This window comes from Pumilibacter muris, assembly GCF_943193045.1.
GTDB lineage: Bacteria > Bacillota > Clostridia > Christensenellales > Pumilibacteraceae > Pumilibacter > Pumilibacter muris.
In genome coordinates, this window is sequence record NZ_CALPCN010000004.1 from 88486 (window position 1) to 103753 (window position 15268).

The 15268-nt window shown below is 44.2% G+C and carries 10 protein-coding genes; 9 read left to right on the forward strand and 1 reads right to left on the reverse strand.

Translation table 11 applies throughout. The features are described 5' to 3' along the window. Position 1: 1 nt before the first annotated feature. Positions 2-805 (reverse strand): SDR family NAD(P)-dependent oxidoreductase, encoded by an 804-nt coding sequence (locus NFR62_RS06220; RefSeq protein WP_251616104.1) that lies wholly within the window; start codon positions 803-805, stop codon positions 2-4. A gap of 117 nt (positions 806-922) precedes the next feature. Between NFR62_RS06220 and NFR62_RS06225 the strand changes: the two genes are divergently transcribed. The 9 genes from NFR62_RS06225 to NFR62_RS06265 all read left to right on the forward strand — a co-directional run bounded on the left by NFR62_RS06225 (position 923) and on the right by NFR62_RS06265 (position 15114). Next, complete coding sequence (locus NFR62_RS06225) at positions 923-2515, forward strand: hypothetical protein (RefSeq protein WP_251616119.1); 1593 nt, start codon at positions 923-925, stop codon at positions 2513-2515. An 18-nt stretch (positions 2516-2533) separates the two neighbouring features. Further along, entirely contained in the window at positions 2534-3301 is a 768-nt protein-coding gene (gene lepB / locus NFR62_RS06230) for a signal peptidase I (RefSeq protein WP_251616122.1), read from the forward strand. 55 nt (positions 3302-3356) lie between these two features. Continuing rightward, positions 3357-4220: a DegV family protein gene (locus tag NFR62_RS06235; protein ID WP_251616125.1), complete on the forward strand. Its 864-nt coding sequence runs from the start codon at positions 3357-3359 to the stop codon at positions 4218-4220. An 11-nt stretch (positions 4221-4231) separates the two neighbouring features. Further along, complete coding sequence (rsmG, locus tag NFR62_RS06240) at positions 4232-4921, forward strand: 16S rRNA (guanine(527)-N(7))-methyltransferase RsmG (protein ID WP_251616145.1); 690 nt, start codon at positions 4232-4234, stop codon at positions 4919-4921. A gap of 296 nt (positions 4922-5217) precedes the next feature. Next, entirely contained in the window at positions 5218-6561 is a 1344-nt protein-coding gene (mnmE, locus tag NFR62_RS06245; RefSeq protein ID WP_251616157.1) for a tRNA uridine-5-carboxymethylaminomethyl(34) synthesis GTPase MnmE, read from the forward strand. A gap of 66 nt (positions 6562-6627) precedes the next feature. Then, positions 6628-7077 carry an SsrA-binding protein SmpB gene (smpB, locus tag NFR62_RS06250; RefSeq protein WP_251616166.1) on the forward strand — a complete coding sequence of 150 codons (450 nt, stop codon included), beginning with the start codon at positions 6628-6630 and terminating at the stop codon, positions 7075-7077. Between the two features lie 69 nt (positions 7078-7146). Then, a complete protein-coding gene (locus tag NFR62_RS06255; RefSeq protein ID WP_420851356.1) occupies positions 7147-8517 on the forward strand; it encodes a citrate/2-methylcitrate synthase in 1371 nt (456 codons plus the stop codon). A gap of 130 nt (positions 8518-8647) precedes the next feature. After that, the gene (gene rlmD, locus NFR62_RS06260; RefSeq protein WP_251616168.1) at positions 8648-9970 is read left to right on the forward strand and encodes a 23S rRNA (uracil(1939)-C(5))-methyltransferase RlmD; all 1323 of its coding nucleotides are present in this window, start codon (positions 8648-8650) and stop codon (positions 9968-9970) included. Positions 9971-10107: 137 nt separating this feature from the next. Further along, complete coding sequence (locus NFR62_RS06265; protein WP_251616171.1) at positions 10108-15114, forward strand: InlB B-repeat-containing protein; 5007 nt, start codon at positions 10108-10110, stop codon at positions 15112-15114. Positions 15115-15268: the final 154 nt, after the last annotated feature.

Genomic DNA, 15268 nt, shown 5'->3' on the forward strand with positions numbered 1-15268 from the left:
TTTAATTAAACATTTTCCCCGTAACTTTAAGCATAAAGTTTAGAGAGAAAACGCGCGAACAAAAATAGAGGAGTTTATATTTGGCTCCCACTATATAAAGAGCGCGTTTTTTCTTTACCGCTATTTTTGCGATTTTTTTACCTACTTTGTTCACGTTCATACGCTTGTTTTGTCTGCCGTCTATTTTTTGTTGCGACTCAATAACGTTGTTGCCGTAGCGTTCGTTCGTTTGTTCGAATTTGAGACGGTTGGCGGTGAACTCGCTTTTAACGTCGCCCGGACAAACCGTTACCACGCTTATTCCGCTGTTTTTAAGTTCCATTCTAAGCCCGTATGAAAGCATATTTAAAGCGGCTTTCGCCGAGCAATACACATTGCGGTAAGGCAAAGCGAAAAGCGCGCAAGCGGAACTCAGCATTATTATCTTTCCGCCCTTAGGAACGCTTTTTAAAAGCGCTCGCGTGAAGATGAAAGGAGCGAAATAGTCTACTTCCATGACGTAACGAACGCTCTCCATAGGTAAAAGTTCGGTTGCTCCCGATATTCCGAGCCCCGCGTTGTTTATTATAAGTTGTATTTTTTCGTATTTATCCGCTATTCGCTTTGCGGTGATTTCGGCTTGCTCCGAAACCGACAAATCGCATTGAAAAAAGTCGCATTCTATTTCTTCGGGCGGGGCAGTGCGCGAAACGCAAACGGTTTTATATCCGTATTCGTTAAGTGTTTTAATTATAACTTTTCCTATTCCGCTACTTCCGCCCGTTATTACGGCAACTTTTTGCCGTTCGTTATTATTTTTTCTCATTTTTTTATTGTATCACAATTAAAAGCTCAACGCAACATTAAAACGCCTCTTTTCAGGCGTTTTACCATTATAACCTTATTACTTGACAAATCTGCGGCAAAAGAGTAAAATGCTTATATGATATTGTCACCAAAAAGGCTGTGGGAGAATTACGACCGCTCAATTATGCCGCTTGACACAAGCGTTATTCGCTCTTTCAAAACGTCGTTCGGCACCGAAAAACATGTGTATTACAACGGAGAAGCTACCTCTTTGGGATGCACCCGTATTTATGCGCGTCTTTTATTGCCCGAAAACAGTTCTAATAAACTTGTTTTGGCAATGCTCGGAGCGGACGAAAACATTCACGACTACGACTTTTCGGAATTTATCAAAAACGGTTGGGCAGTGCTTGCGGTAGACTACGTCGGAAACGCTTTCGAGCGAGAAAGATTTACTATTTATCCGCCCTCTCTCGGTTATGCCAACTACAATAAAAACGAGCTTTACACCATTGCCGAACACCCTCAAAAAACTTGTTGGTACGTTTGGACTACCGTTTGCTTGCGTTCGTTTACTTTTGCCGAAAGCGAAGGATTTTCGCGCGTTGCGGCGCTCGGAGTTAATCTCGGCGGCTCCACTGTTATAAAAGCGGCGGCTTTGTCAGATTTTCCCGTTTGCGCGGCTTCTTTATTTTCGCCGGGATTCTTTCCGCCGTCGGACGACGTCGATAAATTGTCGGAAAGAGTGAGTGTGAGCGTAGACGGTTACGCTCACATGTATAAAATTCCGTTTTTTCAAATATGCTGTTCCAACGACGTAGACTCTTCGCTCGACAGAATAAGCGAACTTAACGAACAGGCGGCGGGAAAAAGTTTGCTCTATATCGCTCCGAGAGTAGCTAAATCTTACACTAAAGAAATTCAATCGAACATAAATCTGTTTTTCTCCGAATACCTCGATAATTCGGTTTTAAACGAAGAAGAAAAAAATATCTTTGCTCCGTCGTTTGATTTTTCCGCAAGCGGCGCCGAAGACAAAATGTATTTTTCGCTTAAATGTTCGCACAAATTAAAAGAGGTTAGTTTATTCGTATCGCACGGAATAACCAACCCCGCATACAGAAACTGGCGCGCCGTGCCTCTCGAAAAAGCGGGGGAAGACGAATATTTAGGTTATACTCAAGTTTATTCTTCGGATAAAACAGTTTATTCTTTCGCTTGCCTCACAACCGAAAACGGATTTATTTACAGCACGCCCGTTTTAAAAAAAGTTCCGTCCTCTCTCAAAATAAAACCTACGGTAATAACCAAACGCCGACTTATATACGACAGCGACATGGGAGTTGACGACTTTTTTGCTGCGGAAGAGAAATTCGTTCCCGAAGTTAAAGAGGGTCCTTTCTCAATAGGCGGAATAAGCGCGTCAAAAGGTTTGTGCACTTATAAATTGGGCGACGTGGCGTTCAGCGGTTCGCGCGACAGCGTTTTGCAACTTTTAATGTTTTCGCCCGTAGCTCAAGAAGTAACTTTTTCTGTTACCGACGAAGAACATTTCACAACGTATTCGTGCAAAAAGTTTATCAGTCCCGAAACGGATTGGACAAAAATTATGCTTCAAGTTTCGGATTTAAAATCCAACGAAGGTTATCTTTCGGGGTGGGATAAGGCTATTCTTTTAAGAATAGACGCCGAAGAAGAAGTTTTAATAAGCTCTCTTCTTTGGGTTTAAATTTCGGTAATATAAAAAATGAGTAAAACCAAAAAAAAGAAAAAGCAAGCGTGGGAAATAGTTTTAAAAGACAGATTCCTTACAAACAACAAGCCCGACAATCTTTACGTTATGGCTTTAATGTATTTTGTTGTGTTTTTGCTCAGTTTTTTGCTTGTGTTCGTCTGTTTTTTTCAGCTTTGCGAAGTGAGAGGCACAAGTATGGTAAACACTCTTCACGACGGCGACCACGTTTTATTATTAAAAACTTCTAAAACTTACAAACGCGGCGATATAGTGGTTATAACCAAAGACGACGAAAATAAGAAAACCAAAACAAACATAATAAAAAGGGTTATAGCCGTAGGAGGCGATTCCGTTATGTTTGTTCCGAGCGAAGAAGACGAAAACTTTATTTTGCTTTACATGAAAAAAAGCGGCGAAGAAAATTTCTCTTTGATTGACGAAAGCGGATACATTAACGAACCCATGCAAAAATCGGGATTTAAAAATAAAGACAACTCCGCTTGGGAAAAAATCGAAAACGTAAAAAATCCCGACAGTCCGGAAAACAAAGAAAAATTCTTTTTCGGAAAAGAAATATTCATTAAAGAAAACGAATTTTTCGTTATGGGCGACAATCGAAACGTAAGCGAAGATTCGAGAAAAGACGGTCCTTACTTTATAACCAACATATATCACAAATCCGTTTTCACAGTAGAAAAAGATTCCATTTTGGAAAAACTTTTAAAATTCTTATACCACGAAAACAACAACGCCAACAAAATTATGGAATTAAACGGATAAATTTTATCGATTATAGCTTTCGAAAATAATTTAAACAGGGAGGTTATTTTATAAAATGGTTAAAATAACTTGCGACTCAACCGCCGACCTCGAAGCTCTTTTCCGAAAAAGAAACATAGACGTTTTACCGCTTATAGTAACTCTCGGCGAAAAAAGCTATCACGACGGAGTGGACGTAACCCCTCCCGATATTTTTACGTTCGTTAAAGAAAACAACGTTCTTCCCAAAACGGCTGCTCGAAACGAAGACGACTTTTATACGTTTTTCAAGCAATACGTCGATTGCGGCGACAGCGTTATTCATTTTAATATTTCGAGCAAATTCTCGGCAAGCAACGAAATGGCTAAAAAAGCCGCTTCCCGATTGAACAACGTTTTCGTTATAGACAGCTACAATCTTTCTACGGGAACGGGACTTCTCGCAATGCACGCCTGCGATATGGCGGAAGCGGGCGCGTCCGCCGAAGAAATAGTAAAATCGGTAAACGCGAGAATTCCATACGTTCAAGCCTCGTTCGTTGTTGACACTATGGAATATTTGAGAAAGGGCGGAAGATGCAGCGGAATAGCGAGTTTTGCCGCGTCGGTATTAAAAATAAAGCCCACTATTCTCGTTAAAGACGGCGGAATGGTTGTAGGAAAGAAATACATGGGAAACTTCGATAAAGTTATTTTAAAATACGTTGCCGACACGTTGAATTCCTTTAATAATCCCGATTACACGAGAATATTCGTAACCCATACTTACGCTTCCGACGAAACCGTAAGTTCGGTTATACAAGAAATTAAAAAGCTTGCGCCTTTCAAAGAAATAATAGAAACTAAGGCGGGATGCACGGTTACAAGTCATTGCGGAAAAAATACGTTGGGAATACTTTATATCAACGACGGTTTTATAAATCCGTATTCGGTTAAATAGTTAATTAAAAAATGAAAAAACTTACGGAATTTCTTATCAACAATTCTTTCTCTGAAAAAATTGCGGCAGACGCGGCGGATAAATTTCGTGTCTACCGTGATTTTTTAATAGAGAAAAACAAGCAATTCAATCTTACGGCAATAACCGAACCCGAAGAAATAGAAATAAAACATTTTATCGATTCTCTTGCCGCTCTTCCTTATATTGAAGGAAACGTTGCCGACATAGGCACGGGCGCGGGTTTTCCCGGACTTGCCCTTAAAATCATGATGCCCGATTCGGATTTTACTCTTATAGACAGTCTTAACAAAAGAATAGAATTTTTAAACGATTTGATTTTAAAACTACAACTTGAAAAAGTTCAAACTTTACATGCGCGAGCGGAAGAGCTCGATAAAACCGTTAAATACAACACTGTGGTGGCAAGAGCGGTTTCCAAGCTGAATACTCTTTGCGAATATACTTTGCCTTTTGTGAAAACGGGCGGAAAATTCATAGCTTACAAATCCGAAAATTGCGACGACGAAATAAAAGAAGCAAAAAACGCTATTTCGGTTTTGGGTGGTGAACTTGAAAACGTAGTGTCGGTTAAGCTTCCTTATTCGGATATAACGAGAAAACTCGTTTTAATAAAAAAGATGAAAGAAACTCCTTTAAAATATCCTCGCAACCAAAACAAACCGAGAAAACAGCCGCTGTAATGTAAGTAATATTATTATATATGGGTAGTAGTAGTTAAAGTAGTAAGTGTGAAAATGTGGACAAACTTATATATAGTGTGATAAAGTAAAAAAACTGTAAAAAACAACTATATATCGAAATTTCTCAAAGAATAAAATGTGGAAAAAAATATAATGTTTATATAAAATTATAAACATTTCATCCACATAAAAAAGTTAATAGTAAAAAATATACGTTTATATAGTAAAAATAAAAAAAGTTATCCACATACTTTTCCACAATGTGGATAAATCGCTGTGGATACAAGGTGAATATTGTGTATAACAATAATAAAGAAGAAAAAAACAATAAAAACGACGTTATAGCCGCGATTTCCACTCCCATAGGGCGCGGAGCCGTGAGTTGTATAAGAATATCGGGAGAGGGAAGCAAAGAAATAGTTATAAAGCTTACCGAACCAAAAAAAGAATTTGTTCACGCTAAAATGTTGTCGTGTATTTTTAACGGAAGAATTAAAGATAAAATAATGGCGGTTATTTTCGAAAACGGAAAAAGTTACACAGGCGAGGAGAGCGCGGAACTTTATTTTCACGGCGGAAAATTTTTAACCGAGCAAGCGTTGTTAAGCGTTCTCGACGCGGGCGCCCGTCTTGCGGAAGCGGGAGAGTTTACGCGCAGAGCTTTTTTAAACGGTAAAATAGATTTGACGCAAGCCGAAGGAATAAGCGACTTAATAGACGGCGACAATTTGGAAGCGGTAGAAAACGCTTTCGAGCAAAGCGAGGGCAAAACAAAAAAAGCAATAAACGAAATATACGATAAACTTTTGGAAGTGGCTGCTCGCGCCGAAGTGAGCATAGATTATCCCGAAGAAGATATAGAAGAACAAACCCGCGCCGAACTAATCGAGGGAATAAACAGTGTTAAAACTGACGTTCAAAAAGAAATTAAAGGATATTACGGTGGAAGAATAAAAAGAGAGGGCGTAAAAGTTGCAATAACGGGCAAAACCAACGCGGGAAAAAGCACGCTTTTCAACTCTCTTTTGCAGTCGGAAAGAGCGATAGTTTCCGACGAAGAAGGAACCACGCGCGACACTATAGAAGAAAAGATGATTTATAAAGGTTGCGCTTTTGTTTTAACCGACACTGCGGGCATACGCGAAACCGAAAATAAAGTTGAAAAAATGGGAATAGAGCGCAGCAAAACCGCAATGAAAGAAGCCGACTTAATATTGCGCGTTATAAACGACGAAAAAGAATGCCCCGATTTTCTTGACGAAACAGCCTTGTTAGTGATAAACTCTTTCCAACCCGTTGAAGAAGCGAAGCAAACGGTTGTTTTGAAAAACGGAAATAGCGCCGTAGTTTTAAACGCCAAAACGGGCGACGGAATAAACGCGCTAAAAGAAGAACTTTATAATCGCGGCAAAAAAATGAGCGCGGGCGGCGGCTGTATAAACAATCCGCGTCAATACGCCGCATTGAAAGAATGCGAAAGCGATTTAATACGGGCAACCGAAGCCGCTCAAACCTTAACGCTTGATTGCGTTTGCTCCGACCTGTATAAATCGCTCGACGCTCTCGGACGCATAACGGGCAAAAATACGGGTGAAGCCGTTGTAAACGAAATCTTTTCCCGCTTTTGCGTAGGAAAGTAATTTAAACTTAAATAGTTATTTTAGAAAAAAGAATTAAAAAGACGGAGAGAATTTTCTCGAAAAGAAATGAAAATAATAGACACCAACAAAAAAGCGTATTTCGACTATGAAATAACCGATACCGTAGAAGCGGGAATAGTTCTCGAAGGGAGCGAGGTTAAGTCGGTAAAACAAGGCAACGCCCGTCTGCGCGACAGCTTTTGTCAGCTTTCGGACGGAGAGCTTTGGCTTAAAAATTTTTTTATATCGCCTTACGAAAAAGGAAATTCGTTCGCGCCCGACCCGCGCCGAAATAGAAAGCTACTGTTGCACCGCGCCGAAATCGACAAGCTCGAAGGCAAAGTAAGGCAAAAAGGACTTACTCTTGTGCCCACAAAATTGTATTTTGTTAAAAACAAAGTTAAAGTTGAAATCGCTTTGGGCAGAGGCAAAAAACTGTACGACAAGAGGGAAACGGCGAGAGAAAAGGTTATAAAACGCGACACAGACCGACAGATAAAAGAAAGCAATCGCTAAAACGCAAAGAAAAAACGCGCATATCATGGAAAGTATAGGGTACGGAAATAGAAGAGAAAGGAGAGAATAGTGGAATTTAACGAATTTTTACAAGAGGTAATGCCCAAAATCAAAAAGCTCAGCGAGCTTGCGCGTGAAAGCACAATAATAGACAACACGTTTTACAGCAAGTATGAGGTTAAGCGCGGCTTGCGCGACGAACACGGAAACGGAGTTTTGGCGGGACTTACAGATATTTCGGATATTATAGGCAGAACCACCGAACCCGACGGAAGCCGACTTCCGTGCAAAGGAATACTCAGGTACAGAGGAATTGACATAAAAGATATAGCGGGCGGATTTGTGCGCGAAAATAGGTTCGGCTTTGAAGAAACGGCATATTTGTTGTTGTTCGGAACGTTGCCGAGCGAAAAGGAACTCAAAGAATTTAAAGAAATTTTAAGCGGAATGCGCAGTTTGCCCGTGTCGTTCATACGCGACGTTATTATGAAAGCGCCGAGCGTCGATATGATGAACGGATTGAGCCGAAGCGTTCTTACCCTTTATTCTTACGACGAAAAAGCGGACGACATTTCGATTTCCAACGTTTTGAGGCAATGTTTGCAGCTCATAGCGCAATTCCCGCTTGTAAGCGTATATTCGTATCAAGTGTTTAAATATTATCACGAAGAGGGCGGGCTTATAATAAACACGCCCGAAAAAGACCTCTCCACCGCAGAGAACATGCTTCACCTTTTGCGCGCCGACGGCAAATATACCGAGCTCGAAGCGAAAATACTCGACATGATGTTAGTGCTTCATGCCGAGCACGGCGGCGGCAACAACTCCACGTTTACCACTCATGTTGTAACTTCGTCGGGCGCGGATACATATTCGGTGATTGCGGCGGCGCTCGGTTCTCTTAAAGGTCCGCGTCACGGCGGCGCCAACATTAAAGTGGTTAAAATGTTCGAAGATATGAAAGCGCATTTAAAAAACCGTTCCGACGGAGCCGTGCGCGACTATTTGAACAAACTTCTGAACAAAGAAGCTTTCGATAAAGCCGGTCTTATTTACGGCATAGGGCACGCCGTTTATTCGGTTAGCGACCCCCGCGCCGAAATAATAAAGTCGTATGTGGCAAAACTCGCCGAAGCGAAAAACAGAACGGAAGATTACGAACTTTACGAAAAAATAGAAAGACTTGCACCCGAAGTTATTTCGGAGCACCGCACAATGTACAAAGGGGTGTCGGCTAACGTAGACTTTTATTCGGGCTTTATAAATTCTATGCTCGGCATACCCACAGAATTGTTCACTCCCATTTTCGCGGTTAGCCGAATAGTGGGTTGGAGCGCGCACCGCATAGAGGAACTCAGCAACAAAGGTAAAATAATACGCCCGAATTACGAGTGTATTTCCGAAGTGCGCGACTATGTGCCGCTTAAAGACAGAAAATAATTTTCATTGCGGAATTTTTCGGAAAAAAGCTAAAAAATCGTTTAAGATTTTAAAGGTTGCGGCTTCGGCTTCCTAAAAATTTACCGCATGACGTGAGTATTTTAAAAATCGTTCTTAACGAGGCATATAAATGCTTAAAAAAAACGACGTAATAGAAATTGAAATCGACGGCATAGGTTGCAACGGCGAGGGAATAGCACACGTCGGCGGCTACACAGTGTTTATCCGCACGGCGTTGCCGGGCGAAAAAGTCCGCGCCGTTATAATTCTTGCAAAACCCACGTTTGCGGTGGGAAAACTGAAACAGGTTCTCCGTTCTTCTCCCGACAGAACGGAGCCTTTTTGTTCGGTGTTCGGCAAATGCGGCGGATGCGGATTGCAACACGTTAAATACGAGGCTCAACTGCGTTATAAGCGCGAAATGGTAGCCGACGCGTTTCGCAAAATAGCGCATATAAATATTTTGCCCGACGAGGTTGTTCCGAGCCCGCTTATTAAAAACTACCGCAACAAAATGAGTTTACCTGTGCGCGGCGACGAACCGAGCGTCGGATTCTTTGCCGAAGGGACGCACAGAGTTGTTCCGATTAGCGAATGTCCTATTCAGTTCGAGGGGAATGGCAAGCTTATAGGCGCGTTTATTGACTTTATGCGCGAAAACGGAATAAAGGGCTACAACGAAACTACGGGAACGGGCGAAGTGCGGCATCTTGCCGCGCGAAAATTAGGAAATACCGTAACCGTAACGGCGGTGGCAAACGGCAACTTTGCTAAAAGGCTCGCGCCTTTCGAAAAAAAGCTGAAAGAGCTGTACGGCGAAAATTACGCTTACTACGTAAATATAAACGGTTCGCGCGGTAATTGCATTTTGGGCGAGGACAGCGTTTTCGTGGGCGGAAGAGTTGAGCCCGTAATAATAGACGGCCTGAAAACGAAAGTGCATCCGCAAAGCTTTTTTCAAGTGAACGACGGCGTGCGAGAACTTCTTTATCGCGAAATAGCGAAAGAGGCGAAAGGGGAGAACGTTATAGACGCATACAGCGGCGCGGGAGTGCTTAGCGCAATGCTCGCCCGCTCGGCAAATTCGGTTACTGCAATCGAAATCGAGCCCAAAGCAGTTGAGTCGGCGAGATTTATGCTCGAACAAAACGGAATTAAAAACGTGAAAACGGTTTGCGGCGACTGTTCTATTGAACTCGGCAAAGTTTTAGTAAACGCGAAAAATTCCACAGTTGTGCTCGACCCTCCGCGAGCGGGTTGTTCCCGCGCGGCTCTCGATGCGGTGTGCGCCGCCCGTCCTGAAAAAGTTCTCTATGTGTCGTGCGCTCCCGCCACTCTCGCAAGAGACGCGGCAATTTTGTCGGAACAAGGTTATTCGCTTACGCGACTTACTCCGTTCGATATGTTTCCTCAAACGGCGAATCTCGAATGCTTGGCAGTGTTTAAAATATAAGTTTGGGCGTTGCTCTACAAAAATTCCTATTGACAAACCCATATTCTTATGTTATAATGGCATATAATAGTTATCCGCGAGCAAGGGCGCTTAAAAAACGAAGGCTTTTGCGCGCGGATTTTTTTTACGGAGGTTACATGAAGAAGCTAAGAATAGCGTTGATTGCGATGGTGATTGCGCTTGCGGCGGTAGGAGTTGCGGCATGCACGGGCGAAAAAAAGCCTGCAAGCGAACATACGGTAACGTTCCAAATCGCGGGGGGGGGAAGCATTGAACCCCAAACGGTGAAGGACGGAGAAACTGCGGTAAAGCCCGCCGACCCCGAAAGAATAGGCTGGACTTTTGACGGGTGGTACTTGGGCGACGCCGAATATACCTTTACCGAAGCTGTGACGGAAGATATAACTTTAACCGCGCGCTACACGTCGGTGCTCGGCGGCGAGGGAACGGCGGCAAGTCCGTTTACAATCGACACTGCGGAAGAGCTCGAACTTATGAGCGAATATATAGAGGCGGGCGCGAGCGAATTTGTTTCGGCAAACTATATTCAAACCGCGGACATAGTTTCGGCGCTTGGCGAAAAGAACAATCATGCGAGCATAAGCGAATTTGCGGGAATTTACGACGGCAACGGAATGAGTCTGTCGATTTCCGACACTCTTTTCGACACGCTCTCCGGCACGGTAAAAAACCTTAAACTTTGCGGTGAAATAGAAGTCGTTTCTTCCGACGCGGAACTTTCGGGTATTCCTGCGGGCGTTTTGGCGAACACTGCGGACGGCGCCTTAATATCGGGGCTGACCGTTAGCGGAAATATAAAGTCGGAACGTGCGGTAACGGGCGGAATAGTGGGCGAACTCAAAAGCGGCAGAATGGAATACGTTAATTCTTCCGTGAGCGTTAAGGGACTTATAGCGGGCGGCATCGCGGGTAAAAGCGGCGGCTCGGTTATAAACTGCGTTTCAACAGGCGAAGTCGCCGCGTCGGGAACGAACGCGGGCGGTATTGCGGGCATTCTTGCGGCGAACGGACTTATTCAAAATTGCGGATTCGGCGGCGCCGTAACTTCCGGCGAAAACGCGGGTGGCATTGCCGGCAATAAAGAAGCTAACTCGGCTATTTTCCGCGCGTTCGTGTTCGGCAACCGCATAATTGCGGGCAAAAACGCGGGCGGCATTGCGGGTAAGGTAGACGCTTCGTTTTATGCTTACGAAGACGTTGTTAATTGCGCGGTCGGCTCCGACGTTGCCGTGAATTCGGAAAGCGCGGCAACCGTTACAAAAGGGGAAAGCGTGGTTCCTTTCTTTACGTCGCTCGGACTTCCTCAAACGGTTTGGAATTTAGACGGAGAAACACCCGCTCTTAAAGCGGAAATAGAGAACGCTCCCGCCGAAGTAAAACTCACTGTTGGCGGAGAGGAAATTTCGGTGCCTTACGGCTCGCATACGCAAGGCGAATTGTTTACCGATTCGGAGCCGTCGTTGCATTTTTCCACGCTTATAGAACTTGACGCCTCGCACATACTGAATAAGGCGGAACCCGTTCATATAGGTTATGCGGGCGCATTTACTTCGGGAAGCGCCGAAATCGAATTTAATTCGAACGGTGCGGTTTTCAGCGCCGCTCAAAACGCGGAGCCTAAAAATCTTATTTATAAAAAAATATATTTCCGTAAAGACACGTTTACTTATACTCCCGACTTTTCGAACCCCTCGCAAAATTACGACGTGGAATACGACGCTCCCGTGAGCATTTATTCCGACGGCGAAAACGTTTACGCGTTTGTGGTAACAAAAGAACAAATACAGTCGGGTTATGTGGCGTTTTTGGAATCTTATGTTCAAACTTCCGAAGGTTGGGAACATTCCGACAGTTGGTTCCCCAAAGCCGACAACTTTAAGGGCGCTTATTCCTACACAACAAATTTTTCGCTTGTGTCGGTTATGAAACATTTTGTTATTATAGACGGCGAATACGTTGTGGAGAACGGCGAAGGCTATTATCTTACTCGCTATATGCCCGTTTACCTCAGCCACGACGGCGAGCTTTTGGACGAAGGCAAAGTTATTGCCGGGCGCGGGCAAACGGTTATGTTTTTGGGCGATAACGAACATAACGCGCCCAAAACGGCATTGTATTTCGACGTGAATTACGAGGGTTATGTAGACTTTATATATTATAACGAAAAAGGCGAACTTGTGAGTTCCACAGGCGCTCCCGTAGGCAACGCAACTTCCCACTTTTTGGACGGAAGCTGGTTCGACGGCGTTAATAAATATACTTTCAATACCGAAAACGGCACCGTTGAAATTACGGGCGCGAACGGCAATAAAAACGTTTCTTTCACAATAGACGGAAACACGGTTTCGTTTGCCGCCGACGGAAAAAATTACAACCTTGTGCTTGCGCCCACCGAGTTCGGCGCCTATAAGCTTGTGTCTGCCGATTCGGGCGAAGAGTTCACCGTTGCAACTTATATAAGCGACGCGTTTAACGGAACGTGGATTACCGAAAACGGCGACGTTCTCACCGTTGCGAGCGAACCTGCGGCTAACGTAACTTTTAACGGCGCCGCAGTTCAAGCGCACGAGGCTGTGTTCAACGGCGTGCAAGCGGTGCACTTCGAGGTTGAAAGCAAGGAATATTATTTGGTGGCATACCGCGACGAAGGCGTTACGCTTTTATATAGCGGCAATACTTCGGTTAGCGCTTTTTCGGGGCAAATGCTCGAAGAGCGTTTTGCGGGCGACTTCGTTTCGGTTGCGGGCGGCTCAAAAATAACTCTTTCTATAACCGACGAACTTTCGGTAACGTTTAAAGAGGGAGCCGAAGCGGCTCAAACCGTTAAAGCAAAACCTACGGTTATAGTCGGCGAAGGAGAAAACGAATACGGAATAGAATTTGAGCTCGGCGCCGAAAGTTTTACCGCGCTTCGCAAAAACGACGCGATTTTGCTTACAAGCGAAAACAAAACGCTTGCTTTTACCACAGTCGAGTTTTTCAACCGCTTTATTGTGGAATACACCAACGGAAGCGAAATGCTTAAAATTACGGAAAACGGTACTTTCGCCCGTTATGCTCGCGGCGGAGCTGCCGCCGATTATACCGAGCTTACGGCACAGTACCGCGAAGAACGCGCGGCTTACGGCGGCGAAAATCGCGGCTTTGTGCTCAGCCATAAAGACGGCGACGACACGTTCTTCTTCTATGCCGACTCGGACGCGCAAAACGTGCGCTATTTCCGTGCCCGTCTCGATTCCAAAACGGGCAAAGAGGTTGTGCAGCAAGCTAACAATTTTGTGCCCGAAAGCGAGCTCGAATCGGTGTTCGGTTCGGTTTACGGACGTACTTACAGCGGGAATCCCGACACGCTTACTTTTGCTGCCGACGGAACGCTTACAAGAGTGTATACGGCAAGTATCGGCGGAGAGCAAACCGAAAAACTGTTGTGGTATCCCATATTAAACTACAATAAAAATACGCAAACCTCTCGCCTTTCGGCATATACTTACGAATCGGGAGACAACGGAATAGGATTTACTACGCTCATAGAATTTACTACTACGGGAATGAAGTGGGGACTTAATTCGTACTTTACGCCCGAAGTGCAGGCGGTGTTCGACCCGTTTATGGCGCTGGTTTACAAAAATACCGAAAACACTATGCTCGAAGTATTGTCCGACGGTATTAAGCTAACTTTCCTTAAAAGAACCGAAAAGGAAAACAACGGAACCGTTACGGTTACTTATTCTCAAACAACTTCGTCTTATTCGTTCGACACATTCGACATAGAAAACGGAATTATTACCATTACTATGACCGAAAGCGGAATGGGAATTGACGAGCCGCGTAGCGCGAGCATGGTGCTTTCTAAAAACGGAGCCGCGAGCGTTGCGACTCTTACGGTTGCGGACGGCGCGGCGCAAGAATTTACGGGCGAAGCAATGCTCAACTACGAAGAGCTTGCGGGAAATTATACTAACAACGGAACTACCTATTCGTTTAAAGTAAGTTCGAGTTGGTTGGGAACAACAATTTCGCTCGAATATGTGGAAGGAACTGCAACGAGGAAATACAACTATACAACGTCGAACGGCGTAGTTATTATGACGAACGGAAAACAAGCTTTGCCCATGAGAAACAACTCTTATGCTTATAAATACGTTTGGAAAGAGGGCAGCAGTTTGATGATTAGCGACAGCTTTGACGCGAGCGAAGCTATTGCCGCCGAAGACACCGCTATTGCGGGTATGCCGTCTATAGACGAGCTCAAAGAAATGCTTGACGGAAAAGAGTTTACAGCCGCAGACGGCTCCGTCGTTTCGTTCGAATCGGGTTCGGGAATAATGGGCGCATGGTTCCAAATCGTAGACGGAGAAACCGAACTCCTTTTAGACAGCTACTCGCGTGAAGTAGGCGTTTACACGCTGATGTTCGGAGACGCATGGACTGATTCGCGTTGCGTGCTTGTTCATTTGAACGAAGCGGGAATAACCAAACTTATGGTTGGCGAAACGGTTGAAACGGCTACGAAAGAATATAGCCCCGCAGTGTTGTTCCCCTCTGTTGACGAAATGAAAAACATGCTTCTAAACACGGGATATAAAGCCGCCGACGGAACAACCGCAATGTTCTATATGGACAGCACTTGGTTGGGCGATTACTATACTTTTAGTTTAGACGGCGTAACCTACGATTATGAAGGCGGTTTGTTTGCCGACGGCGTGTATACCTTTGAGTTTGCATATTCTTCTATGAGAAGCGCAACGGTAATTGTGACATATTCGGCTTCGGGAATAGAAAAAATCACGGTTGACGGAAAAGACTATTTGCCTATCGCGTTGCCCACAATAGACGAACTCAAAAATATGTTAGACGGCAAAACGTTTACGGACGAGTACGACGAAACTCAAACGGTTTTGTTTGAAATCAGAAGTAATCTTTTCGGTGAAGATTTTTATATTCAGTTAAACGGTGACGAAAACGAAGAATACATTTACGATAAAAAAGGAACGCAGGACGGAACGGAATATACGCTTGTATTCTCTTTCCGCACATCTAAGACGGTAGTAGTCACCCTTTACCCCGACGGAACCGTTCAAAAAATAACGATAGGCGAAAACGAATACGTTCCCGCCGAATAATAAGCGGCGAAGAGCGCTTCATGTAAAAGGTAGCCGCGCTCGTTTTACTAACTTGTAATAAAAAAATTGTTACTGTTATTTTAACTCCAACCTATAAAAAGCCATAAAAAGCGCAGCCTTTTTCGTTGCGGGGGGGGTGTTAAGAGGGGAGGGA

Coding starts and splice junctions, on each gene's coding strand:
- NFR62_RS06220 (WP_251616104.1), bottom strand. CDS start 805: ATGAGAAAAAATAATAACGAACGGCAAAAAGTTGCCGTAATAACGGGC.
- NFR62_RS06225 (WP_251616119.1), top strand. CDS start 923: ATGATATTGTCACCAAAAAGGCTGTGGGAGAATTACGACCGCTCAATT.
- lepB (WP_251616122.1), top strand. CDS start 2,534: ATGAGTAAAACCAAAAAAAAGAAAAAGCAAGCGTGGGAAATAGTTTTA.
- NFR62_RS06235 (WP_251616125.1), top strand. CDS start 3,357: ATGGTTAAAATAACTTGCGACTCAACCGCCGACCTCGAAGCTCTTTTC.
- rsmG (WP_251616145.1), top strand. CDS start 4,232: ATGAAAAAACTTACGGAATTTCTTATCAACAATTCTTTCTCTGAAAAA.
- smpB (WP_251616166.1), top strand. CDS start 6,628: ATGAAAATAATAGACACCAACAAAAAAGCGTATTTCGACTATGAAATA.
- rlmD (WP_251616168.1), top strand. CDS start 8,648: ATGCTTAAAAAAAACGACGTAATAGAAATTGAAATCGACGGCATAGGT.
- NFR62_RS06265 (WP_251616171.1), top strand. CDS start 10,108: ATGAAGAAGCTAAGAATAGCGTTGATTGCGATGGTGATTGCGCTTGCG.